This is a genomic window from Cupriavidus sp. LA-1 (assembly GCF_055385985.1).
Genome location: NZ_AP031387.1, coordinates 2,438,698 through 2,460,648 on the forward strand (window position 1 = coordinate 2,438,698; position 21,951 = coordinate 2,460,648).

General features: G+C 67.4%; 20 protein-coding genes. 5 read left to right on the plus strand and 15 right to left on the minus strand.

Annotated elements, in window-relative coordinates; genetic code table 11:
- Positions 1–149 precede the first annotated feature (149 nt).
- From ACZ5MJ_RS11400 to ACZ5MJ_RS11415, 4 genes are all read right to left on the minus strand, one after another.
- Complete coding sequence (locus ACZ5MJ_RS11400; RefSeq protein WP_464219407.1) at positions 150–770, minus strand: hypothetical protein; 621 nt, start codon at positions 768–770, stop codon at positions 150–152.
- A gap of 8 nt (positions 771–778) precedes the next feature.
- Complete coding sequence (bktB, locus tag ACZ5MJ_RS11405) at positions 779–1,963, minus strand: beta-ketothiolase BktB (protein WP_464219408.1); 1,185 nt, start codon at positions 1,961–1,963, stop codon at positions 779–781.
- Positions 1,964–2,054: 91 nt separating this feature from the next.
- A complete protein-coding gene (rimO, locus tag ACZ5MJ_RS11410) occupies positions 2,055–3,434 on the minus strand; it encodes a 30S ribosomal protein S12 methylthiotransferase RimO (protein ID WP_464219409.1) in 1,380 nt (459 codons plus the stop codon).
- Between the two features lie 158 nt (positions 3,435–3,592).
- Positions 3,593–4,561, minus strand: coding sequence for a tRNA dihydrouridine synthase (locus ACZ5MJ_RS11415; protein WP_464219410.1), 969 nt, complete (start codon positions 4,559–4,561; stop codon positions 3,593–3,595).
- A gap of 246 nt (positions 4,562–4,807) precedes the next feature.
- Between ACZ5MJ_RS11415 and ACZ5MJ_RS11420 the strand changes: the two genes are divergently transcribed.
- Both ACZ5MJ_RS11420 and ACZ5MJ_RS11425 read left to right on the plus strand, forming a co-directional pair.
- Positions 4,808–5,107, plus strand: coding sequence for a type II toxin-antitoxin system RelE/ParE family toxin (locus ACZ5MJ_RS11420; RefSeq protein WP_464219411.1), 300 nt, complete (start codon positions 4,808–4,810; stop codon positions 5,105–5,107).
- A 3-nt stretch (positions 5,108–5,110) separates the two neighbouring features.
- Positions 5,111–5,401 carry an addiction module antidote protein gene (locus tag ACZ5MJ_RS11425; RefSeq protein ID WP_464219412.1) on the plus strand — a complete coding sequence of 97 codons (291 nt, stop codon included), beginning with the start codon at positions 5,111–5,113 and terminating at the stop codon, positions 5,399–5,401.
- Between the two features lie 56 nt (positions 5,402–5,457).
- Here ACZ5MJ_RS11425 and phaR read toward each other — a convergent pair whose 3' ends face one another.
- The 4 genes from phaR to phaC form a co-directional block, all read right to left on the minus strand.
- Positions 5,458–6,009, minus strand: coding sequence for a polyhydroxyalkanoate synthesis repressor PhaR (phaR, locus tag ACZ5MJ_RS11430; RefSeq protein WP_464219413.1), 552 nt, complete (start codon positions 6,007–6,009; stop codon positions 5,458–5,460).
- A 436-nt stretch (positions 6,010–6,445) separates the two neighbouring features.
- A complete protein-coding gene (locus ACZ5MJ_RS11435) occupies positions 6,446–7,186 on the minus strand; it encodes a 3-ketoacyl-ACP reductase (protein ID WP_432259923.1) in 741 nt (246 codons plus the stop codon).
- 69 nt (positions 7,187–7,255) lie between these two features.
- Positions 7,256–8,437 (minus strand): acetyl-CoA C-acetyltransferase, encoded by a 1,182-nt coding sequence (locus ACZ5MJ_RS11440; RefSeq protein ID WP_464219415.1) that lies wholly within the window; start codon positions 8,435–8,437, stop codon positions 7,256–7,258.
- Positions 8,438–8,519: 82 nt separating this feature from the next.
- Positions 8,520–10,289, minus strand: coding sequence for a class I poly(R)-hydroxyalkanoic acid synthase (phaC, locus tag ACZ5MJ_RS11445; RefSeq protein WP_464219416.1), 1,770 nt, complete (start codon positions 10,287–10,289; stop codon positions 8,520–8,522).
- Positions 10,290–10,737: 448 nt separating this feature from the next.
- Between phaC and ACZ5MJ_RS11450 the strand changes: the two genes are divergently transcribed.
- On the plus strand, positions 10,738–10,965 hold the full coding sequence (locus ACZ5MJ_RS11450; RefSeq protein WP_464219418.1) for a hypothetical protein: 228 nt from the start codon (positions 10,738–10,740) through the stop codon (positions 10,963–10,965).
- A gap of 15 nt (positions 10,966–10,980) precedes the next feature.
- Here ACZ5MJ_RS11450 and pgeF read toward each other — a convergent pair whose 3' ends face one another.
- Together pgeF and ACZ5MJ_RS11460 are read right to left on the minus strand one after the other, a co-directional pair.
- Positions 10,981–11,784 (minus strand): peptidoglycan editing factor PgeF, encoded by an 804-nt coding sequence (gene pgeF / locus ACZ5MJ_RS11455; protein WP_464219419.1) that lies wholly within the window; start codon positions 11,782–11,784, stop codon positions 10,981–10,983.
- Positions 11,768–13,027: an RluA family pseudouridine synthase gene (locus tag ACZ5MJ_RS11460; RefSeq protein ID WP_464219420.1), complete on the minus strand. Its 1,260-nt coding sequence runs from the start codon at positions 13,025–13,027 to the stop codon at positions 11,768–11,770. The genes pgeF and ACZ5MJ_RS11460 overlap by 17 nt, the downstream gene beginning before the upstream one ends.
- 17 nt (positions 13,028–13,044) lie before the next feature.
- On the opposite strand from ACZ5MJ_RS11460, the gene ACZ5MJ_RS11465 reads away from it, so the two are divergent.
- Positions 13,045–13,875, plus strand: a complete 831-nt coding sequence (locus ACZ5MJ_RS11465; RefSeq protein ID WP_464219422.1) for an outer membrane protein assembly factor BamD — start codon at positions 13,045–13,047, stop codon at positions 13,873–13,875.
- A gap of 91 nt (positions 13,876–13,966) precedes the next feature.
- Here the strand turns inward: ACZ5MJ_RS11465 and ACZ5MJ_RS11470 are convergent, their stop codons facing one another.
- From ACZ5MJ_RS11470 to ACZ5MJ_RS11480, 3 genes are all read right to left on the minus strand, one after another.
- A complete protein-coding gene (locus ACZ5MJ_RS11470; RefSeq protein WP_464219424.1) occupies positions 13,967–16,129 on the minus strand; it encodes an ATP-dependent DNA helicase in 2,163 nt (720 codons plus the stop codon).
- A 69-nt stretch (positions 16,130–16,198) separates the two neighbouring features.
- On the minus strand, positions 16,199–16,402 hold the full coding sequence (locus ACZ5MJ_RS11475) for a DUF465 domain-containing protein (RefSeq protein WP_013956445.1): 204 nt from the start codon (positions 16,400–16,402) through the stop codon (positions 16,199–16,201).
- A gap of 34 nt (positions 16,403–16,436) precedes the next feature.
- Complete coding sequence (locus tag ACZ5MJ_RS11480) at positions 16,437–17,228, minus strand: hypothetical protein (RefSeq protein ID WP_464219428.1); 792 nt, start codon at positions 17,226–17,228, stop codon at positions 16,437–16,439.
- Positions 17,229–17,393: 165 nt separating this feature from the next.
- Here ACZ5MJ_RS11480 and ACZ5MJ_RS11485 point away from each other — a divergent pair, with 165 nt between their 5' ends.
- A complete protein-coding gene (locus tag ACZ5MJ_RS11485; protein WP_464219429.1) occupies positions 17,394–19,748 on the plus strand; it encodes a Tex family protein in 2,355 nt (784 codons plus the stop codon).
- A gap of 72 nt (positions 19,749–19,820) precedes the next feature.
- Here the strand turns inward: ACZ5MJ_RS11485 and ACZ5MJ_RS11490 are convergent, their stop codons facing one another.
- Positions 19,821–21,176, minus strand: a complete 1,356-nt coding sequence (locus tag ACZ5MJ_RS11490) for an ATP-binding protein (protein WP_464219430.1) — start codon at positions 21,174–21,176, stop codon at positions 19,821–19,823.
- Entirely contained in the window at positions 21,173–21,844 is a 672-nt protein-coding gene (locus ACZ5MJ_RS11495) for a response regulator (RefSeq protein ID WP_464219432.1), read from the minus strand. Before ACZ5MJ_RS11495 ends, ACZ5MJ_RS11490 begins: the two co-directional genes overlap by 4 nt.
- Positions 21,845–21,951: the final 107 nt, after the last annotated feature.

Here is a 21,951-nt window from a genome sequence, read left to right on the forward strand (position 1 = left end):
GCTGCTGGCCGGCCACGGCGCGCTGCCCGGCGATGTTGCTCAGGCAAGGGCGTAGGACGGTCAGGAATGAGACTCGATGAGCCTTCGAGCTTACCAGCAAATGCCGGCCGCGCCACCGGCGATGGCGGCGGCAGGCACCGCGAAGCGGCTTACCAGCCGGAAATCGAGGACTTCGGCGGCGGCGGTGCGTAGGTGACGCCGCTGTTGGGCGTCATGTCGAACGGCGGGATCACCAGCAGGCCCAGCGGGCGGATAGAAAACGGCAGCACGATGGACGGGTTGAACGCATCGGTCCAGGTGCCGCGCACCGCACCACTGGCGTCGATGCTGCCTTCCCAGTTGCCCGACACGCGCGTGCCGTCGTCGGACTCTTCCATCAGGAAGGCGCCGCCCTCCCACTCGCCGGCCAGCAGGCGCACACCGGCGCCACGTCCGCTGTACTCGCCGCGCACACTGTCGCGCTCGTCGGGCTTGGGGCCCAGGCGCAAGCGCACCGGCTGGTCGCCGACCTTGCCGACATAGACCGGTAGCGACGCATACTCAGGCCGCGGCGCCAGCGGCCTGGGGGCGCCGGTGGACAGCGTGGCGCCGCGCCGGGCTTCACCGTCGCGAATGGCCTGGTTGATGCCCAGGCCCTCCCCGCCGCCGGCAGCGTTCACCGGGCCGGCCGACAGCTCGGTGGCCGAAGCGGCCTGCGCCGTGCCCGCCAGGGCGAGCGCGGCGGCCAGGCCGAGCGTGCAAAGGGTCTTCGTCAGCAAAGCCAGGCGCAAGGCAAACCTCAGATACGCTCGAAGATGGCGGCAATGCCCTGCCCGCCGCCGATGCACATCGTCACCAGCGCGTAGCGGCCTTGCACGCGGTTCAGCTCATGCAGCGCCTTGACCGTGATCAGCGCACCGGTGGCGCCGATCGGGTGGCCCAGCGAGATCCCCGAGCCGTTCGGGTTGACCTTGGCCGGATCCAGCCCGAGCGCCTTGGTCACCGCGCAAGCCTGCGCGGCAAAGGCTTCGTTGGCTTCGATCACGTCCAGGTCCGACACTTGCAGGCCGGCGCGCTCCAGCGCGATCTTGCTCGCGGGCACCGGGCCGATGCCCATGGTCTTCGGATCCACGCCGGCATGGCCATAGGACACCAGGCGGGCCAGCGGCTTCAGGCCGCGGCGCTCGGCCTCGGCACGCTCCATCATCACCACGGCGGCGGCGGCGTCGTTCAGGCCCGAGGCATTGCCCGCGGTGACGGTGCCGTTTTCCTTGACGAAGACCGGCTTGAGCTTGGTCATGTCGTCGATGGTGGCGTCATGGCGCACATGCTCGTCGGTGTCGAAAGTCACGTCGCCCTTGCGGCCCTTGCTCACCACCGGGACGATCTGGTCCTTGAAGTACCCGGCCTTGATCGCGGCCGAGGCGCGGCGGTGCGATTCCAGCGCGGCCTCGTCCTGCTGCGCGCGCGAGATGTCGTATTCCTTGGCGACGTTCTCGGCAGTCACGCCCATATGGATGCGATGGAAGGGATCGTGCAGCGCGCCCAGCATCATGTCGACCAGGCCGGCATCGCCCATGCGGGCACCCCAGCGGGCCGCCGGCGCCAGGTACGGCGCGCGGCTCATGCTTTCCGCGCCGCCGCCGATGGCGACGTCGGTATCGCCCAGCAGGATGGTCTGCGCGGCGCTGACAATGGCCTGCAGGCCCGAGCCGCACAGGCGGTTGACGGTCAGCGCGGGCGCGTTGACCGTCACCCCGCCGTTGACCGCCGCGACGCGGCCCAGATACATGTCACGCGGCTCGGTCTGGATCACATTGCCGAACACCACGTGGCCGACATCGTCGCCCGACACCTGCGCGCGCGCCAGCGCCTCGCGCACCACCAGTGCGCCCAGTTCCGCCGGCGCCACATCCTTCAGGCTGCCGCCAAAGGTCCCGATCGCGGTACGGACACCGCTCACCACTACGACTTCACGCGTCATGACTTTGTCTCCAGGGGGGTATGTTGCACCGCACAGTATAGCGGGATCGGAGCGAAATCGAACGAGCGTACTTTTACTTATTCAACCCGTTTCAGACCTCGCCCCAAAGGTCGTGGCCGTCGGCGCCGGTGATCTTCACGTCGACGAACTCGCCGGCGCGGTAGCGTCCGGCGTTACGCTCCGGCGGCGCGATATAGACCAGGCCGTCGATTTCCGGCGCGTCCGCGGACGAACGGCCGATGCCGCCATCCTGGTTGACCTCGTCCACCAGCACGCGCAGGGTCTGGCCGACCTTGCGCTGCAGGCGGCGCGCCGACACCTCTTCAGCCACTTCCATGAAGCGGGCGCGGCGTTCCTCGCGCACCTCGTCGGGCAGCGCGCCCGGCAGGTCGTTGGCAGTGGCGCCTTCCACCGGCGAGTAGGCGAAGCAGCCAACCCGGTCGAGCTCGGCCTCGGCGATAAAGTCGAGCAAGGTCTGGAACTCCGCCTCGGTCTCGCCCGGGAAGCCGGCGATAAAGGTGCTGCGGATGGTCAGCTCGGGGCAGATCTCGCGCCAGGCGCGGATGCGGTCCATGGTCTTCTCGGCATTGGCCGGACGCTTCATGCGCTTGAGCACGTCCGGGTGGGCGTGCTGCAGCGGCACGTCCAGGTACGGCAGCACGTGGCCCTGCGACATCAGCGGGATGATCTCGTCCACGTGCGGGTACGGGTAGACGTAGTGCAGGCGCACCCAGGCGCCGTACTGCGCCGCCAGTTCGCCCAGCGCCGCCACCAGTTCGGTCATGCGGGTCTTGAGCGGGCGGCCGTTCCAGAAGCCGGTGCGGTACTTGACGTCGACGCCATAGGCGCTGGTGTCCTGCGAGATCACCAGCAGTTCCTTGACGCCGGCCTTGAACAGGTTCTCGGCCTCCAGCATGACCTCGGCCACCGGGCGGGAGACCAGGTCGCCGCGCATCGACGGGATGATGCAGAACGAGCAGCGGTGGTTGCAGCCCTCGGAAATCTTCAGGTAGGCGTAGTGCTTGGGCGTGAGCTTGATGCCGGCGGCCGGCACCAGGTCGGTGAACGGATCATGCGGCTTGGGCAGGTGCGTGTGCACCGCCTGCATCACCTCGCCCAGTGCATGCGGGCCGGTCACGGCCAGCACCTTGGGGTGCACCGACGACACGATGTCGTGGCCCGCCGCATCCTTCTTCGCCCCCAGGCAGCCGGTGACGATGACCTTGCCGTTCTCGGTTAGTGCCTCGCCGATGGCGTCCAGGCTTTCCTGCACGGCCTCGTCGATAAAGCCGCAGGTGTTGACCACGACCAGGTCGGCGCCGTCATAGGTGCCGCTGATGGCGTAGCCTTCGGCGCGCAGTTGCGTGATGATCTGCTCCGAGTCGACCAGCGCCTTCGGGCAGCCAAGGGAAACGAATCCCACACGTGGACTATGGTCTTTCTGGGTCGTTGATTCTGAAGGGTTTTTCACGATGCAATCCGAATGTGGGGCAGGCGTGGCGGCCAATGCAGGGACAGTGCAGGGATGGGGCCGCCAGGCGGTAACAGCCAATCGACTATTTTAACCGTTTGCCATGAATTCTCGGCGCCTGACTCCACACATGTGGCGCAGGCGGCGGTAACGCCGCGTCATTGCGGCGCGGCAGCGGTCCCGGGCAAGCTGTCCAGGACGCGCGCTATCTCCAGCGAGTCCTGCATGCGCCGGATGGCATCGTGCAGTTCGGCGGCCTGCGGCCACGTCCGCTTGAGATAGCTGAGCCACAGTTTCACGCGCCCGTGTTCATGGCAGGAGGCGATGCGGGCATGCAGCTTCTTCAAATAGGTGGCGATCTGGCGCAGCACCAGCGGCCATTCCCCGTCCGACGGCGTACTGTCCATCAGCCCGCGGATGCGCAAGGCGAGGAACGGGTCCGACACGGCGCCCCGCCCGATCATCACGTCGGCGCAACCGCTGACGTCCCGGCAGCGCGCCCAGTCCGCCACCGTCCAGACGTCTCCGTTGGCAATCACGGGCACGTCCACGGCCGCCGCAATGCGCGCGATCCAGTCCCAGTGGGCGGGCGGCCGGTAGCCGTGGTCCCGCGTCCGGGCATGCACCACGAGCGAAGCCGCGCCGCCTTCGGCGAGCGCCGTGGCGCAATCGATGGCCAGCGAGGTATCGGAGACGCCCAGCCGCATCTTTGCCGTCACGGGGATATCGGCCGGCACCGCGGCGCGCACGGAGGCAACGATCCGGTTCAGCAGCTCGGGGTTCGTCAGCAGCATCGCACCGCCGCCATGCCGGTTGACGACCTTGGCGGGACAGCCGAAGTTCAGGTCGATGCCATGCGGCGACAAGGTCGCGGCATAGGCCGCATTGCGCGCCAGCCATTCCGGATCGCTGCCGAGCAGCTGGATCACCATCGGCGTCCCGCTGCGGGTATAGCCGCCGGCGAGGATCTCGGGCGTATCCCGCTCGTAGACGCGCGCCGGAAGCAACGAACCCGTCACCCGGACGAACTCCGACACACAGCCGTCGTAGCCGCCGGTATCGGTCAGCACGTCGCGCAGGACATAGTCGGCAAGCCCTTCCATGGGGGCGAGGAACAGCCGGCTCATGGCAAGGCCCTCACCAAAACAGAGGGCCGGGCCTTAACGGCCGGCGCCTGACGAGCACATGGGATAACGGAGATCATGGGAGTTCGCGCGTAAAAGGCGAGTCCACACTGAGCCGCCGCTGTTGAGAGTTTGCGTGATTGCCTGCAGCCCTGACGGGCGCAAAGCGCGCATTCTACCTGCTTTGGGTTGACGCGGTTTTCAGGAATCGGTGATTAACATACTGTAGCCCAAAGGCTACGGTATGGTATGCTCAGCCTCCGAACAACCCAAACCTTCGACCGCTGGTATGCGGCCTTGCGCGACAACGCCGCCAGGATCCGCATTCAAGTCCGCATCGATCGCTTACTGAACGGTAATCCCGGCGATATAAAAGCCCTTGGCGGCGGACTCAGCGAAATGCGCGTGGACCATGGCCCCGGCTACCGTATTTACTTTCAGCAACACGGCCGGGTACTTGTGATTCTTCTCTGCGGAGGCAACAAGTCGACCCAGCACGCTGATATCGACAGAGCACGCAATCTGGCGGCAATTCTTGATCTGGAGTGAGCCATGAAAGAACCAACCCGCCCCTGGGACTCCGCCGAGCATCTTAGGACCGAGCAGGAAATCGCCGCCTACCTGGATGGCTGCCTCGCCGAAGCTGGCGACGACGATCGCTTCATCGCCTACGCGCTCGGCGTGGTGGCACGCGCGCGTGGCATGACCCGACTGGCGCGGGAAACCGGCCTGTCGCGCGAAAGCCTCTACCGCTCGCTGTCAGGCGAAGGCAATCCTGAGTTCGGGACGATCTGGAAGGTGATGCGGGCGCTGGGCATCCGCCTGCATGCGAGCGCTGGCTGACTGGCAGCCAGCGTGTGGGATGCGCGGCGGACGCAGGGCCCGCCGCTGCTGGCGTGTTACTTCTTGTCCGGCTGGTTGAACGGGAACGTCCCGAACATATTCTTGGCCTGGCTTTGCATCTGCTCCTGCATCTGCACGAACAGGTTCTTGCTCTGCTCGATGTAGTTGCTCATCATGCCCTGCATCATCGGGCCCTGCATGTTCATGAACTGCGACCACATGTCGGGGCTGAAGGCTTCGCCGGAGTACAGGCCCTTGGAGTTCTCGGCAAGCTTGTTCTGGATGTCGATAAAGGCCTGGATGTTCTTTTCCAGGTAGGTGCCCATCATGCCCTGCATGGCATGACCGTAGAAGCGGATGATCTGCGACAGCATGGCGCTGGAGAACATCGGCACGCCGCCGGTTTCTTCTTCCAGGATGATCTGCAGCAGGATGCTTCGGGTCAGTTCGTCACCAGACTTGGCGTCGACGACCTTGAAGTCCTCTGTGTCCATGACCAGCTGCTTGACGTCGGCCAGGGTGATGTAGGTGCTGGTCTGGGTATCGTAGAGCCTGCGGTTTGGATATTTTTTGATCAGTCGCTCTGCGCCTTTTTTGGTCGTGGCCATCGGTGCTCTGTCCTTGTGTCGTCGCTGTTTGCGCGCTGCTGCACCGCATGGGGTGCAGTGCGCAAATCGGTACCGCCCGCCCCATCTGCTTGTTGTCGTGCCTGCCGTCTTGTGGCCTGTTCGCGCATGGCTGCGCGTGGCGGCCGGCAACCTCGCTCCGCGAGGGCCGCGCTGCACGACTATGGTGCTGGCTGCGCCGCTGCCCTGATTCTATGCCCAACAAGGCACTAAGAAAAGCGACCGGCCTTAAGGAAAACCCGGTGAATTGGCGCAAAAAGGAGGGAATAGCACGCAGGCAGCAACGATTCGCGGGCCATGACGGCCCGCGAAACGAGTGGCGAAACGAAGCGTCCGCCGCCTTGTGCGCCGCGCTGGCTGCACCGCAATACGCGGGCGCCGGCGCGGGCTGCCGACTGGTCTGAACCAGCCCGGCAGGTCAGCCCATATGCAGGCCGCCGTTGAGCGAGAAGTCGGCGCCGGTCGAGAAACCGGACTCCTCGGACGACAGCCACGCGCAGATCGAGGCGATCTCTTCCGGCAGGCCCAGGCGCTTGACCGGGATGGTCCCGACGATCTTGTCGAGCACATCCTGGCGGATCGCCTTGACCATGTCGGTGGCGATATAGCCCGGCGACACCGTGTTGACGGTCACGCCCTTGGTCGCCACTTCCTGCGCCAGCGCCATGGTGAAGCCGTGCAGGCCGGCCTTGGCGGTCGAGTAGTTGGTCTGGCCGAACTGGCCCTTCTGCCCGTTCACCGACGAGATGTTGACGATCCGGCCAAAGCCGCGGTCGGCCATGCCGTCGATCACCTGCTTGGTGACGTTGAACAGCGAGGTCAGGTTGGTGTCGATCACCGCATCCCAGTCGGCGCGGGTCATCTTGCGGAACACCACGTCGCGGGTGATACCGGCGTTGTTGATCAGCACATCGACCTCGCCGACTTCGGCCTTGACCTTGTCGAATGCCGTCTTGGTCGAGTCCCAGTCAGCCACGTTGCCTTCCGAGGCCACGAAATCGAAGCCCAGGGCCTTCTGCTGCTCCAGCCACTTTTCGCGGCGCGGCGAGTTGGGGCCGCAGCCGGCCACCACGCGAAAGCCATCCTTGGCCAGCCGCTGGCAAATGGCGGTTCCGATACCACCCATGCCGCCGGTCACATACGCAATGCGCTGAGTCATGTCCACTCCTTGATTGGCTTTTCGTTATCTGCCGCCGGCCCGCGCGAACCTGCGCGGGCCGGCGCACCCTTAATTGCGCTCGACTGCCAGCGCCACGCCCATGCCGCCACCGATGCACAGCGAAGCCAGGCCCTTCTTAGCGTCGCGGCGCTTCATCTCGTGCAGCAGCGTCACCAGGATACGGCAGCCCGACGCGCCGATCGGGTGGCCGATGGCGATGGCGCCGCCGTTCACGTTGACCTTGGAGGTATCCCAGCCCATTTGCTGGTGCACCGCCAGCGCCTGCGCGGCGAAGGCCTCGTTGATTTCCATCAGGTCCAGGTCCTGCGGGGTCCAGTTGGCACGCGACAGCGCACGTTTGGAGGCCGGCACCGGGCCCATGCCCATGACCTTCGGATCCACGCCGGCGTTGGCGTAGCTCTTGATCGTGGCCAGCGGGGTCAGGCCCAGCTCCTTGGCCTTGGCGGCCGACATCACCACCACCGCGGCGGCGCCGTCGTTCAGGCCCGAGGCGTTGGCCGCGGTCACGGTGCCGGCCTTGTCGAAAGCGGGCTTGAGGCCGGACATGCTGTCCAGCGTGGCGCCGTGGCGCACGAACTCGTCGGTCTTGAAGGCCACCGGATCGCCCTTGCGCTGCGGAATCAGCACCGGCACGATCTCTTCGTCGAACTTGCCGGCCTTCTGCGCGGCTTCGGCCTTGTTCTGCGAGCCGACCGCGAACTCATCCTGCGCTTCGCGCGTGATGCCGTATTCCTTGGCCACGTTCTCGGCGGTGATGCCCATGTGGTACTGGTTGTACACGTCCCACAGGCCGTCGACGATCATGGTGTCGACCAGCTTGGCATCGCCCATGCGGAAGCCGTCGCGCGAGCCCGGCAGCACGTGCGGGGCGGCGCTCATGTTCTCCTGGCCGCCGGCCACCACGATCTCGGCATCGCCCGCCATGATCGCGTTGGCGGCCAGCATCACGGCCTTCAGGCCCGAGCCGCACACCTTGTTGATGGTCATGGCCGGCACCATTGCCGGCAAGCCGGCCTTGATCGACGCCTGGCGCGCCGGATTCTGGCCCGAGCCGGCGGTCAGCACCTGGCCCATGATCACTTCGCTGACCTGGTCCGGCTTGATGCCGGCGCGTTCCAGCGCGGCCTTGATGACGATGGCACCCAGTTCAGGCGCCGGGATCTTGGCCAGGGAGCCGCCAAATTTGCCAACCGCGGTGCGGGCCGCGGATACGATGACAACGTCAGTCATGGTGTAGTCCTCTCAATGAAAACGGGGAAACCTGCAAGCCTGCCGGCGCCGTGCATGGCGCACGCCGGCCGTCAAGCAAGCATCATGCCTTGGCTTTGACGTATCGCCCAGGCGCGGGTTCGATCGCCGGGTAGCGCGCATTGCCGTACCCGGCAGGTGCGGCATGTTTGGCGCCGGCATGGCTGGCGAGCCATGCCGACCAGTCCGGCCACCAGCTGCCGTGATGCTCGGTGGCGCCGGCCAGCCATTGCTGCGGCGACGCCGGCAGTGCATCGTTGGTCCAGTGGCTGCGCTTCTTCTTCGCCGGCGGGTTGATCACCCCGGCAATGTGGCCCGAAGCACCCAGCACGAAGCGCAGCTTGTTCTTCAGCAGCGCAGTCGAGGCATAGGCCGCGGTCCACGGCACGATATGATCTTCGCGCGAACCGTAGAGATAGGTCGGCACGTCGATGCTGCCCAGGTCCACCGGCTCGTTGCATACGTTCAGCTTGCCGGGCACCTTGAGATCGTCCTGCAGGTAGGTGTGACGCAGATACCAGCAGTACCACGGCCCGGGCAGGTTGGTCGCGTCGCCGTTCCAGAACAGCAGGTCGAACGGGACCGGCGTGTTGCCTTTCAGGTAGTTGTCGACCACATAGTTCCACACCAGGTCGTTCGGGCGCAGGAACGAGAAGGTGTTCGCCAGTTCGAGGCCGCGCAGCAGCCCGCATGGCGCGCCGGCGCCGCCGCCCAGTGTGGCCTCGCGCAACTGCACGTGGCCCTCGTCGACAAAGACGTCGAGGATGCCGGTGTCGGCAAAGTCCAGCAGTGTGGTCAGCAGCGTAAGGCTGGCCGCCGGGTGCTCGCCGCGCGCGGCCAGCACCGCCAGCGCGGTCGAGATGATGGTGCCGCCCACGCAGAAGCCCAGCACATTGATCTTGTCCTGGCCGCTGATGTCGCGTGCGACTTCAATGGCGCGGATGGCGGCGTTCTCGATGTAGTCGTCCCAGGTGGTCGCGGCCATGCTGGCGTCGGGGTTGCGCCACGATACCAGGAACACCGTATGGCCCTGCTCCACCGCGTGCCGCACCAGCGAGCTCTCCGGCTGCAGGTCGAGGATGTAGTACTTGTTGATGCACGGCGGCACCAGCAGCAACGGGCGCGCGTGAACCTTCTCGGTCAGCGCCTTGTACTGCAGCAGCTGGAAGTATTCATTCTCGTAGACCACCGCGCCTTCGGACACCGCGACATTGCGGCCGACTTCGAACGCGGTCTCGTCGGTCTGCGAGATCTTGCCGCGCGTCAGGTCTTCCATCATGTTGCGCACGCCGGCACGCAGCGATTCGCCGCCCGACTCGATCAGCAGGCGCTGCGCTTCAGGGTTGGTGGCGAGGAAGTTGGCGGGCGACATCGCATCGACCCATTGCGAGATCGCAAAGCGGATGCGCTGGCGTGTCTTGGCATCTGCCTCGACCGCGTCGGCCAGTTCGGTCATGGCGCGCGCGTTGAGCAGGTAGAAGGCGGCCGCAAAACGGAACGGCAGGTTGTTGCGCCACGCGTCGCCGGCAAAGCGCCGGTCGTGCAGCGGCCCTGTAGCCTCGGGCTTGCCCTCCGCCATGGCCTGCCACAGCGCCGCAAAGTCCTTCATGTAGCGCTGCTGGATATCGGCCAGCTGCGCCGGCTCGATCTTCAGGCCCGCCAGCGCGTCCAGGCCTGGAATGCCTGCCGCGGCCGCGTGGCCGTTGCCCTGAGTGCCCTGCCACTGGCGGGACCATTCCAGCCACGTGGCTGGATCGAATGGCCCCGGCGTGAGCTTGAATGGTTGGGACTTGCCTTCCTGTGTGGAAGCTGCCGCACCTTTGCCGGTCGCCATGATCTGATTGTCTCTCTGCCGTCACTATTCGAACCGGCTCCGGGCATTGCCCTGGCCGGCGCTTTCTGCATGGGGAGATGCTATCCGAATGGACCCGGCTTGCGCCTCCCCGATAACAGGGGGGGTCTGCCGGCACATCTGCCCTGGAACAGGCTGGAAGCCTCGACCGCACTGCTGCGGCCGTGGCTTGCGTCCTTCCCGATAGCGGCTCCCCTTTTATCCGGCAAGCGCAACACCCGGGCATGGCAGTGCCATGCGGTATGCTTGCCGGAAAAACCTGGGAATCGTCAGCGATCCCGAGACATTTGAGCCCATTGTTGCCTTGCAACGCACGCGCTGTCAATGCGGGAATCAGCCCCGGCCCCGCGCGCTCCCCGACCTACCGGACGGTATGCAGCGCTCGCATCTGCCGAGGCCACAAAGCATAGGCGAGAAGGATGAAAGTTTGATGTACATCGTGGCCATTGGCTGGCTCTACGTGGCGCTGATGATGGCGATCACCGAGCACAACGTGGTGGCGGGGGTTGCCACCTTCCTGATGTATGGAATCGCCCCGGTGGCGCTGGTGCTCTACATCATGGGCACGCCCGGCCGGCGGCGGCGCAAGGCCGAAGCCGAGCGCGCACAGCGGGCCAAGGAGGCGGCCGATGTGGCCGCCGGGGGCAAGGACGAGTAGGAGGCAGCGGCCGGCTCAGTCCGCCAGCCAGACCAGGCTGGCCATGCGGCCGGTCACGCCGTCGCGCCGGTAGGAGTAGAAGCGCCCGGCGTCGGCCACGGTGCAGGCGTCGCCACCATGGATATCCACGCAGCCCGCGCGGGCGAGCCGCGTGCGGGCCAGCGCATGGATGTCGGCGAAGTACTTGCCCGGCGCACCCGCGCGGAAGGCCGCGGCAACCGCGGCCTGTTCGCCGGGATAGGCCTGGGCGAGGAAGGCCTCGCGCACTTCGGCACCCACCTCGAAGGCATCGGGGCCGATCGCAGGACCCAGCCACGCCAGCCAGCGCACCGCACCACCGCCGGCAGCCGCCTGCATTCGTGCCAGCGTGGCTTCGATCACGCCGTTGCACAGGCCGCGCCAACCGGCATGCGCGGCGCCCACCACCGTCCCCTGCGCGTCGCACAGCAGCACCGGCAGGCAATCCGCCGTCATCACGGCGCAGACGTGGCCGGGCGTCACCGCCAGGCTGGCGTCGGCCCGCGGCACGGGATCGGCGGGCGCCGCCACATGATCCACGGTCGCCACCGCGCAGCCGTGCACCTGTTCCAGCCATTGCGGCATCGACGGCAGGCACGCAGCGAGCCGTTCGCGGTTGCGCGCCACGTCGGCGGGATCGTCGCCAACGTGGGTGCCCAGGTTCAGGCCGCCCTGCGCGCCGTCGACAAGGCCATACGGGCCCTTGCTGACACCGCCCTGGCGTGTCGTCGACAACGCGCGCACCCGCGCCGGCGCGGGCCAGTCGGGCACCAGCCAGGCAGGATCAGGCGTCGCGCTCATCGTCATGACTGTCGTCGTCTGCGTCGTCATCATCGCCAGCGTATTCCCAGTGAGCTTCGCCGCCTTCCCAGACCTCGTCCCAGGCCTCTTCTTCTTCGTCGGCCTGGGCACTTTCGAAGTCCAGCGCATCGATCAGCGCCTGCAGATCTTCCGGCGGCTGCGCGGTCCACGACATGTGCCGGCCGGTGGCCGGATGCACCAGGCCGAGCTTGTAGGCATGCAGCGCCTGGCGCTCATACGGCACCGGCAACGGCACACGGATCGCCGGGCGCTGGCCGCGCTGCGTGGCGCGGAAATAAACCGGGTCCCCCACCAGCGGATGGCCGATGGATTCGAAATGCACGCGGATCTGATGCGTGCGGCCGGTTTCGAGCTTGCACATCACCATCGACACGAAGCTCCGCCCCAGCGGCACCGTGGCCAGCGTGCGGAAGTGCGTGCGCGACGGCTTGCCGCTAGCGGTATGCACGATCGCCATGCGCGTGCGCTCGCGCGGATCGCGGCCAATGGGCGCGTCGATGGTGCCTTCGTCGTAAGTGCGGCCCCAGACCAGCGCGATATAGGCGCGCTTGACCGTGCGCGCCTGCAGCTGGCGCACCAGGTCGGTCTGCGCGGTCAGCGAGCGCGCCACCACCATCAGCCCCGAGGTTTCCTTGTCGAGCCGGTGCACGATGCCCGCGCGCGGCAGCGCTGCGGCGGCCGGGTCGCGGTGCAGCAGGCCGTTGAGCACGGTGCCGCTCCAGTTGCCGGCAGCCGGATGCACCACCAGCCCGGCGGGCTTGTTGATCACCAGCAGGGTGTCGTCTTCATAGACCACGTCCAGCGGCACGTCCTCGGGCGAGAAAGCGGACGATTCCGGCGCGGCCTGCGGCTGGATCTCGATCCGGTTGCCCATCTGCACCGCGTCGCGCGGACGGCGCACCTGGCCGTCGACGCGCACCGCGCCGCTTTCGATCCACTGCTGCAGGCGGCTGCGCGAAAACTCGCTGAAGTGACGCGCCAGCAATTTATCGAGCCGCTCGCCGTGGGAGGCGCTATCCACCTCCAACGACAGGCTCACGGCCACTCTGGCGCTGACGGACGGGGTCTCGGCAAGGTCTTCGAATTCCTCGGGATTGGCCTCGAAATCGGCCACGGACGCGGCCGCGCGCACCCGTTCTGGTGGAAGTCCTCCCACGCCATCTCCTGCTTCTGAGTTGGGCTGGGGGCTTGGGCTATAATGCTTGACGCTATTTTTCTTCATCCGGGATACGATTGCCCATGCAATTGCAGAGCATGAAACGCGCGCGCTGGCGCACGACAATAGGAGCGGTTCTGCTCGCAGGCGGCTGCGTTATGCTGTCTGCATGCGGCCTGCTCGCGGACCAGCCCGACGAGACCGCAGGCTGGTCGGCCAACAAATTATATTCGGAAGCCAAGGATGCGCTGGACGGCGGCGACTTCACGCGCGCCGTCAAGCTGTATGAAAAGCTCGAAGGCCGCTATCCGTTCGGCCGCTATGCGCAGCAGGCGCAGATCGATACCGCCTACGCCAACTACAAGGATGGCGAGACCGCGGCGGCACTGGCGGCGGTGGACCGCTTCATCCAGCTGCACCCGAACCATCCCAATATCGATTACGCCTACTACCTGAAGGGGCTGATCAACTTCAACGACAACCTGGGCTGGCTGGGCCGCTTCTCGGGCCAGGACCTGAGCGAGCGCGATCCCAAGGCCGCGCGCGCCGCGTACGACGCCTTCCATACGCTGATCACGCGTTACCCGGAAAGCAAGTACGCCCCCGACGCCACGCTGCGCATGCAGTACATCGTCAACGCGCTGGCCCAGCACGAAGTGCATGCCGCGCGCTACTACTACCGGCGCGGCGCCTACCTGGCGGCGGTCAACCGTGCCCAGCAGTCGCTGAAGGACTACGATGGCGCACCGGCCAACGAAGAGGCCCTGTACATCATGATCCGCTCGTACGATGCGATGGGCATGAAGGACCTGCGCGACGACACCGCGCGCGTGATGGAGAAGAACTTCCCCGAGAGCGACTTCATCAAGTATGGTGCGCGCCGCAAGGACAAGTCCTGGTGGGAAGTGTTCTGACGCCGGCCGGCCAGCGGCCATAAAAAACGGGACGTATCATCCGGTACGTCCCGTTTTTCTTTGCCCGGCGCCGCGACAGCGCCTGCGGCGATCAGTCCTCTGCCGGGTCTTCGGCGCTGGCGTCGGCCGGCTCCGCCGCAGCCGCTTTGCCGGGACTGCGCAGCGACTCCAGGAACCGCACCACCGTCGCCGCCTCGCGCGTGCGCGTGAACGGGGGCAGGCTCTGCCAGATCTGGCGGCCATAGGGCTTTTCGACCAGGCGCGTGTCGAAGATCGCCAGCACGCCGCGGTCCGATTCCGAGCGGATCAGCCGCCCCGCCCCCTGCTTGAGCGTGATCACCGCATGCGGCAGCTGGTGCACGGCAAACGGACTCAGGCCCTTCTTCTGCAGCACTTCCATGCGCGCGGCCAGCACCGGGTCGTCCGGCGGCGCGAACGGCAGCTTGTCGATGATTACCAGCGACAGCGCCTCGCCGCGCACGTCCACCCCTTCCCAGAAGCTCTGGCTGCCGACCAGCACCGCATTGCCCAGCTCGCGGAAGCGGTCCAGCAGTTCGGTGCGGCTGGCCTGGCCCTGCACCAGCAGCGGCAGGTTCAGGCCGCGCTCGGCAAAGGCGTCGTACAGCAGGTCGGAAGCACGCTGCACGGCGCGCAGCGTGGTGCACAGCAGGAAGGTGCGCCCGCCGGCCGCCTCGATCAGCGGCAACGCCGCCTGCACCACGGCATCGGTGAACTGCGGCGACTGCGGCGCCGGCATGTCGCGCGGCACATAGAGCAGGCCCTGCTTCGCGTAGTCGAACGGGCTGGGCAGCGTCAGCGAGCGGTCCTTGTCCAGCCCCAGTTGCGCTGCATAGTGGGTGAAATTGCCCTTCACCGACAGCGTGGCCGAGGTAAAGATCCACGCGCGCGGCTGGCCGTCGCGCTGGCGCGTGAAGATCGGCGCGATCGACAGCGGCGTGCGGTGCAGCTGCACGGTCTGCGAGAACACCTCGACCCAGCGCACGGTTTCGGGCCCGGCGGACACCGCGGGCGTTGCTTCGCCATCACCTTCCGGCGGCTGCGGGGCCGGCGCGGCATCGGTGCGCCAGGCCGCCAGCTTGTTGGCGAGCTCCAGCGCGCGGCGGTGGCATTGCTGCAGCGACTCGGCGCGCTCGGCCTGGCTTTCGAGCATCTCGACGAAATCGGACAAGGCCTCGTCCAGCGCATCGAGCGTTTCGTTGAAAGGCTCGGCGATGCGGCGGTCGGCCTCGATCTGGCCCAGCGCCAGCCGCGCGTTGTCCTTGCTGAAGACTAGGCGCAGGTCGCGCGCGGCGCGTTCCAGCGGTGCGGCCAACGCCACCCAGTCTACCGCATCGCGCGCATGCGACAGGCCCTCGGCCACGGTATCGCGGGCGATTTCCAGCAACTGGCTGGTCGAGAGGGTCTCGCCGAAGAACAGCGTGGCGGTCTCGGGCAACTGGTGCGCTTCGTCGAAGATCACGGTATTGGCCGCGGGCAGCAGTTCCGCCATGCCGGTGTCGCGCAGCACCACGTCGGCAAAGAACAGGTGGTGGTTGACCACCACCACGTCGGCCTGCTGCGCTTCCTTGCGCGCGCGCATCACAAAGCATTCCTTGTAATGCGGGCATTCGGATCCCAGGCAGTTGTCGCGCGTGGAGGTCACCATCTGCCACACCGGCGCGTTCTCGGGCACGGAGGCCAGCTCGGCCTTGTCGCCGGTGGAAGTTTCCTTGATAAAGCGGCCGATATCGCGCAGCCACGCCGCATCCTGGCGCGATGCCAGGCGCCCGCCCGCCTGCGCGCGTTCCAGGTGGTAGTGGCAGACGTAGTTGGCGCGGCCCTTGAGCAACGCCACCGAGACCGGCACGTTGAGCGCGTGGCGCACCGTGGGAATGTCGCGCAGGTAGAGCTGGTCCTGCAGGTTCTTGGTGCCGGTGGACAGGATCACCTTGCCGCCCCACAGCATGGCCGGGACTAGGTAGGCGTAGGTCTTGCCGGTGCCGGTGCCCGCCTCGACGATGACGGAATCGCTCTGTGCGATCGCGTCGGCGACGGCCTCTGCCATCTTGTGCTGCGAGGCACGCGGCCGGTAGCCGGGAATGGCCTGGGCCAGCGTGCCGGTATCGGCGAAGATGGTGGCAAGCTCGGCGCCGCGGCTGGCGCCCGCGTCGGCGGGGCCGGCATGTGCGGGCGCCTCGGCGTCGCTCACGCCGAGGTCATCTGACAGCTCAGGGGAATCTGGAAGATCGGACAAGGCAGGGGGGAATATTTTATGGGCCGCCGGCCGAGGCCGGCGGCATTCGGCAGCCCGGCGCGGATGCGCTCAGGCCGGCACGTCGGGTTCGAGCTGCAGCTGCAGCAGCGTGATCGCGTCCTTCAGCTTCAGGCGGCGCTTTTTCAGCCGGCGCAGTTGCAGCTCGTCATGCACGGCGTCGCTGGCGAGCCGGTCGATCAGGAAGTCGAGGTCGCGGTGCTCGATCTGCAACTCCATGATGCGCCGCTCCAGGGTGTTCAGGTTGCTGTCCATCTATGCCTCCGCTGCGCAGTCACGGTGCCGGGCCTCAGAAGCCGAACGGGCGCGGCGCCGACGCCTGGCCCTGTTGCTCCTTCGCCTTGGCGCGGCGCTCTTCCAGTTCTTTCTGGCGCTGTTCGAGGTCGCGCTGCTTGGCCTCGTATGCCTTCACGTTCTCCTGGCGCTGGAGGGCCTGCTCCGCGCCCTTCTGCTGCGCCTCCTGCATGCGGGCATCGAAGTCGGATTGCTTCTTCTCATACGCCTGCGCATTGGCGCCACGCTGCGGCGCCTCGCCCTGGCGCTGCGCGTCGCGCAACTGCTGTTCCTGCTGCTTCTTCTCGAAGGCCTGGCGGCTGGTCTGCTCGCTGGCGGCGCGCTGCGGCTGGCTGGCCTCGAACTCGGCGCGGCGCAGCGCCTGTTCGCGGTCGCGCTCGGCGGCGCGGTGGGCACGTTCGGCCTCGCCCACTTCCAGTTCGCGCTTGCGCAGCACCACCAGTTCCTCGCGCTGGGCTTCCTTGGCCTTGTCGATGCAGTGGTTGACAAAGAACTTGCCGTAGCACTCGCGCTCGGCCACGGCAAAGCGGTAGTTGGTCCAGGCGCGCGAATCGCCAATCGCCTGGCGCTCGGCGGCAAAGTCGCGCGGGGCGCCCGGGGCAGCGCTGGCGGCAGGCGCGGAAGCCTGCGCCTGCGCCTCGCGCAGCGGCATCAGCACGGCGCAAGCCGCCGCGGCCAGTGCCGCCAGGCGGCCGAAGCGGAACAGGGAAGATGCGGGCACGTTGGCGAAGGTTGGCATGGCCAGGAGGGTGGCCTGGACGGCGGCCGGACGGGACTTGACGATCATGACCGGATTCTAGCATCCGGGCCGTGCACCGGCCCGCCCCGCCTCCCGTCCAAACGTGCTCGGGAAGCCGCCCGCCGCGCCCCCGTCGTCCGCCCCGTCAAACCGCTCCCGCGCTTGTGGCAAAATGCCCCGCTTTCGACTGACTGCGTTTCACGCTGCTCTCCGATGTCCAACCTGCCCGCATCCGTCTCGCAAAAGATTGTCTCGCTCATCGCGGCTGAACTGTCCGTGCAGCCCCGCCAGGTGGCTGCGGCCGTGGCGCTGCTTGACGAAGGTGCCACCGTCCCCTTCATCGCCCGCTACCGCAAGGAGGTGACCGACAACCTGGATGACACGCAGCTGCGCAACCTGGAAGAGCGCCTGCTGTACCTGCGCGACATGGAAGACCGCCGCGCGGCCATCCTCGCGTCGATCCAGGAGCAAGGCAAGCTCACGCCCGAGCTGCAGGCCGCCATCGAGGCCGCCGAGACCAAGCAGACGCTGGAAGACCTCTACCTGCCCTACAAGCCCAAGCGCCGCACGCGCGCCCAGATCGCGCGCGAATGCGGGCTGGAGCCGCTGGCCCTGGCGCTGCTGGCGGACCCGACGCTGGACCCGCAGGCCGAGGCCGCCAGGTACGTCAACGGCAATCCCACCGCCGACGGCGGCGTGCCCGACGTCAAGGCCGCGCTGGACGGCGCGCGCGACATCCTGTCCGAACAGTTCGGCGAGACCGCCGAACTGCTGGGCAAGCTGCGCGAGCACCTGTGGAACAACGGCGTGGTGGCCTCCACCGTGATGGAAGGCAAGGAAACCGCCGAGGAAGAGAAGTTCCGCGACTACTACAGCTACAGCGAGACCATCCGCACGGTGCCGTCGCATCGCGCGCTGGCGCTGTTCCGCGGCCGCAACGCGGGCGTGCTGATGGTCAAGCTGGGCCTGGGCGAAGAACAGGACGCGATGGTGCCGCATCCGTGCGAAGGCATGATCGCGCGCCACGTCGGCATCCAGAACCTGGGCCGCCCGGCCGACAAGTGGCTGGGCGACGTGTGCCGCTGGTGCTGGCGCGTCAAGGTGCAGCCGCACCTCGAGACCGAACTGCTGACGCAGCTGCGCGAAACCGCCGAGGGCGAGGCCATCAAGGTGTTCGGCCGCAACCTGCACGAACTGCTGCTGGCCGCGCCGGCCGGCCCCAAGTCGGTGATGGGCGTCGACCCGGGCATCCGCACCGGCTGCAAGATCGCGGTCGTTGACAGCACCGGCAAGCTGCTGGAAACCGCCACCATCTACCCGCACGAGCCGCGCCGCGACTGGAACGGCTCGCTCGCCACGCTGGCGCGCCTGGCAAAACAGCACAACGTGGCACTGGTGTCGATCGGCAACGGCACCGCCAGCCGCGAGACCGACAAGCTGGTGCAGGACCTGATGAAGCAGATGCCCGAGCTGAAGCTGACCAAGATCGTGGTCAGCGAGGCCGGCGCCTCGGTCTACTCCGCGTCGGAACTGGCTGCCAAGGAATTCCCGGACCTGGATGTGTCGCTGCGCGGCGCGGTGTCGATTGCCCGCCGGCTGCAGGATCCGCTGGCGGAACTGGTCAAGATCGATCCCAAGTCGATCGGCGTGGGCCAGTACCAGCATGACGTCAACCAGCGCGAGCTGGCGCGCGCGCTCGACGCCGTGGTCGAGGACTGCGTGAACGCCGTAGGTGTGGACGTCAACACCGCCTCGGCGCCGCTGCTGGCGCGCGTGTCGGGCCTGAATTCAGTGCTGGCGCGCAATATCGTCGAGTTCCGCGACGCCAACGGCGCCTTCACCAACCGCGACGCGCTGAAGAAAGTGCCGCGCCTGGGCGACAAGACCTTCGAGCAGGCCGCCGGCTTCCTGCGCATCAACGACGGCGACAATCCGCTGGACCGCTCCTCGGTGCACCCGGAGGCGTATCCGGTGGTGCAGCGCATCCTCGAGCACATCAAGAAGGGCCTGCGCGATGTGATGGGCAACCGCGACGCGCTGCGCGGCCTGTCGCCCGAAACATTCACCGATGCGTCGTTCGGCCTGCCGACCGTGCGCGACATCCTGACCGAACTGGAAAAGCCGGGCCGCGACCCGCGCCCCGAGTTCAAGACCGCGACCTTCCAGGACGGCGTGGAGGACGTGAAGGACCTGCTGCCCGGCATGGTGCTGGAAGGCGTGGTCACCAACGTGGCGGCCTTCGGCGCGTTTGTCGATATCGGCGTGCACCAGGACGGCCTGGTCCATATCTCGGCGCTGTCCAGCAAGTTCGTCAAGGACGCGCACGAAGTGGTCAAGGCCGGCCAGATCGTCAAGGTCAAGGTGATGGAGGTCGACGTCAAGCGCAACCGCATCGGCCTGTCGATGCGCCTGGACGACGAGCCCGGCCAGGCCGCGGCGCGCGCCGGCGGCGACCGTGGCGACCGCGGTGGCCAACGCAATGGCGGCGGCAAGGGATCCAACGGCGGGCGCCGCGATGCGGAGCCGGCTGGCGCCATGGCCGCGGCCTTCGCCAAGCTCAAGCGCTGAGCCGCACCAGGATGGCAACACGCCCCGCACGGGAAACCGTGCGGGGCGTGTTTCATTTCAGCCGCCATCATTTCAGCCGCTGTATGCGATCCGCACGGCCAGCCCCCCGCCCGCTCCATCCGCGCGGTTGGCAAATGCGATCTCCAGCCCGTGCAGCCGCGCCACGCGCTGCGCGATGGAAATGCCCAGGCCGTGGCCCTGCTCGCGCTGCCCCGAGCCGCCGCGGAAAAAGCGGTCGCCCAGCCGCGCCAGGACGTCGGGCGCCACGCCCGGGCCCTGGTCGCGCACGGTGACGCTGTCTGGCCGGAAGTCGATCGTCACCAGCGCGCCCGGCGGGCTGTAGCGGATGGCGTTGTCGAGCAGGTTGCGCAGCAACAGCGAGAGCAGGTTGGTGTCGCCCGCGACCGGCAATGGCGCCTGTCCTTCCGGTGGCCACTCCAGTTCCACGTCGACCTGTTTCTGCTGCGCCAGCGCCAGGCAGTCCGACAGCGCCTGCTGCGCCACCGGTACCCAGTTGACCGGCTGGCGCGACGGCAGGCCGGCGGCATCTTCCAGCCGGCTCAGCGTCAGCAGCTGCGACACCAGCCGGCTGATGCGGTCGATGCCGGCGGCCACGTTGGCGCGTGCCTGCGCGCGCTCGGCCTCGTCGGGCGAGCGCTCGGCGATCTCCCACTGCGCCTTGAGCGCGGCCAGCGGCGTGCGCATCTCATGCGCGGCATCGGCGGTCAGGCGCCGTTCGTGGTCGATCGAATCCGATACCCGCGCCAGCAGGCAGTTCATCGCCTTGACCAGCGGCACCAGTTCGCCCGGCACGGCTTGCAGGCTGAGCGCCCGGCGGTCCTCGGGGGCGCGGCCCTCGATGTCCGTCGACAGGGCCCGCACCGGTGTCATGGCGCGCCGCATGAACCAGATCAGCAGGCCGATCAGCACCGGCAGGCCCACCGCCCAGGGCAGCACCTGCGCGGCGATATAGGACAGGATCAGCTCATTGCGCTCACCCAGTTGCTGGCCCACGCACACGCGCCAGCCATGGTCGGGATCGTCGAGGTAGTACAGGCGCCACCGCACCTTGTTGATGGCGACGTCGGTAAAGCCCTTGATGCCCGGCGCGCGCGGCAGCAGGTCGCCGTCCGGATCGATATGCAGGGGCTTGCCGTCCGGCAGCCACACGGCAATGGCGAGGTCGCCCAGCCCCGCGTCGCCCTGGTCGCCCTCGACCAGGTGGGGCTGCATCGCGCGCGACGGCGCCGCGGCAACGTCCACCAGCGGCAGCACCGAGTGCAGCTGCAGCGCCATGCGCACCATGTCGGTGTCGTAGAGCTCGTTGATCTCGTGGCGGGCGCGCACATAGGTCATGCCGATGGTCAGCAGCCATACCACCGGCGCCGCAATGAGCACCGCAAGGATGAGCCGGCGCTGCAGCGTCATGCGCAGTCCTCGGCCGCGCCGAGGGTGTAGCCGGCGCCGCGGAAGGTGCGCACGATCTTGGGGTGGATCTTGCGGCGCAGGTGGTGGATATGGACCTCCAGCGCATTGCTTTCGACCCCGCCCTGCCAGTCATAGAGCTTGTCGCGCAGGAAGTCGCGCGTCAGCAGCCGGTTGGGATGCGCCAGCAACAGCTCCAGCAGCATGGCTTCGCGGCTGGTCAGTTCCACCGACTTGCCCTGCCAGTACGCCTGGCGCGCGGCCGGGTGGAACTCCAGCGCGCCGTGCTTCCACACGGGCGACGACAGGCCGGCGGCGCGGCGGGTGACGGCACGCAAGCGCGCCGCCAGCTCATCGAGGGCGATCGGCTTGACCAGGTAGTCGTCCGCACCGGCATCCAGGCCGCCGATGCGGCTGTCGATCGCATCGCGCGCGGTCAGCACGATCACCGGGATGCGGCAGCCGCGCGCCCGCCAGCGCGACAGCAGCGACATGCCGTCTTCCCCCGGCAGGCCCAGGTCCAGCACCACGGCGTCGTAGTGGACCACGTCGAGCGCATGGTCGGCTTCGGCGCCGGCACTGAACCAGTCGACCGCATAGTCGAGCAGCTGCAGGCCGCGCCGCAGACCATCGCCCAGCATCGGGTCGTCTTCAACAATAAGGATTCTCATGCTCTGATCGGTTGCGGCGTGTGTTGCGTGCGCGCCACGCCAGGCGCAAGTATCGCGAACGTATCACGGCATTGTGCGCGAGCCGCCTTAATATTCCGTTAAGGTTC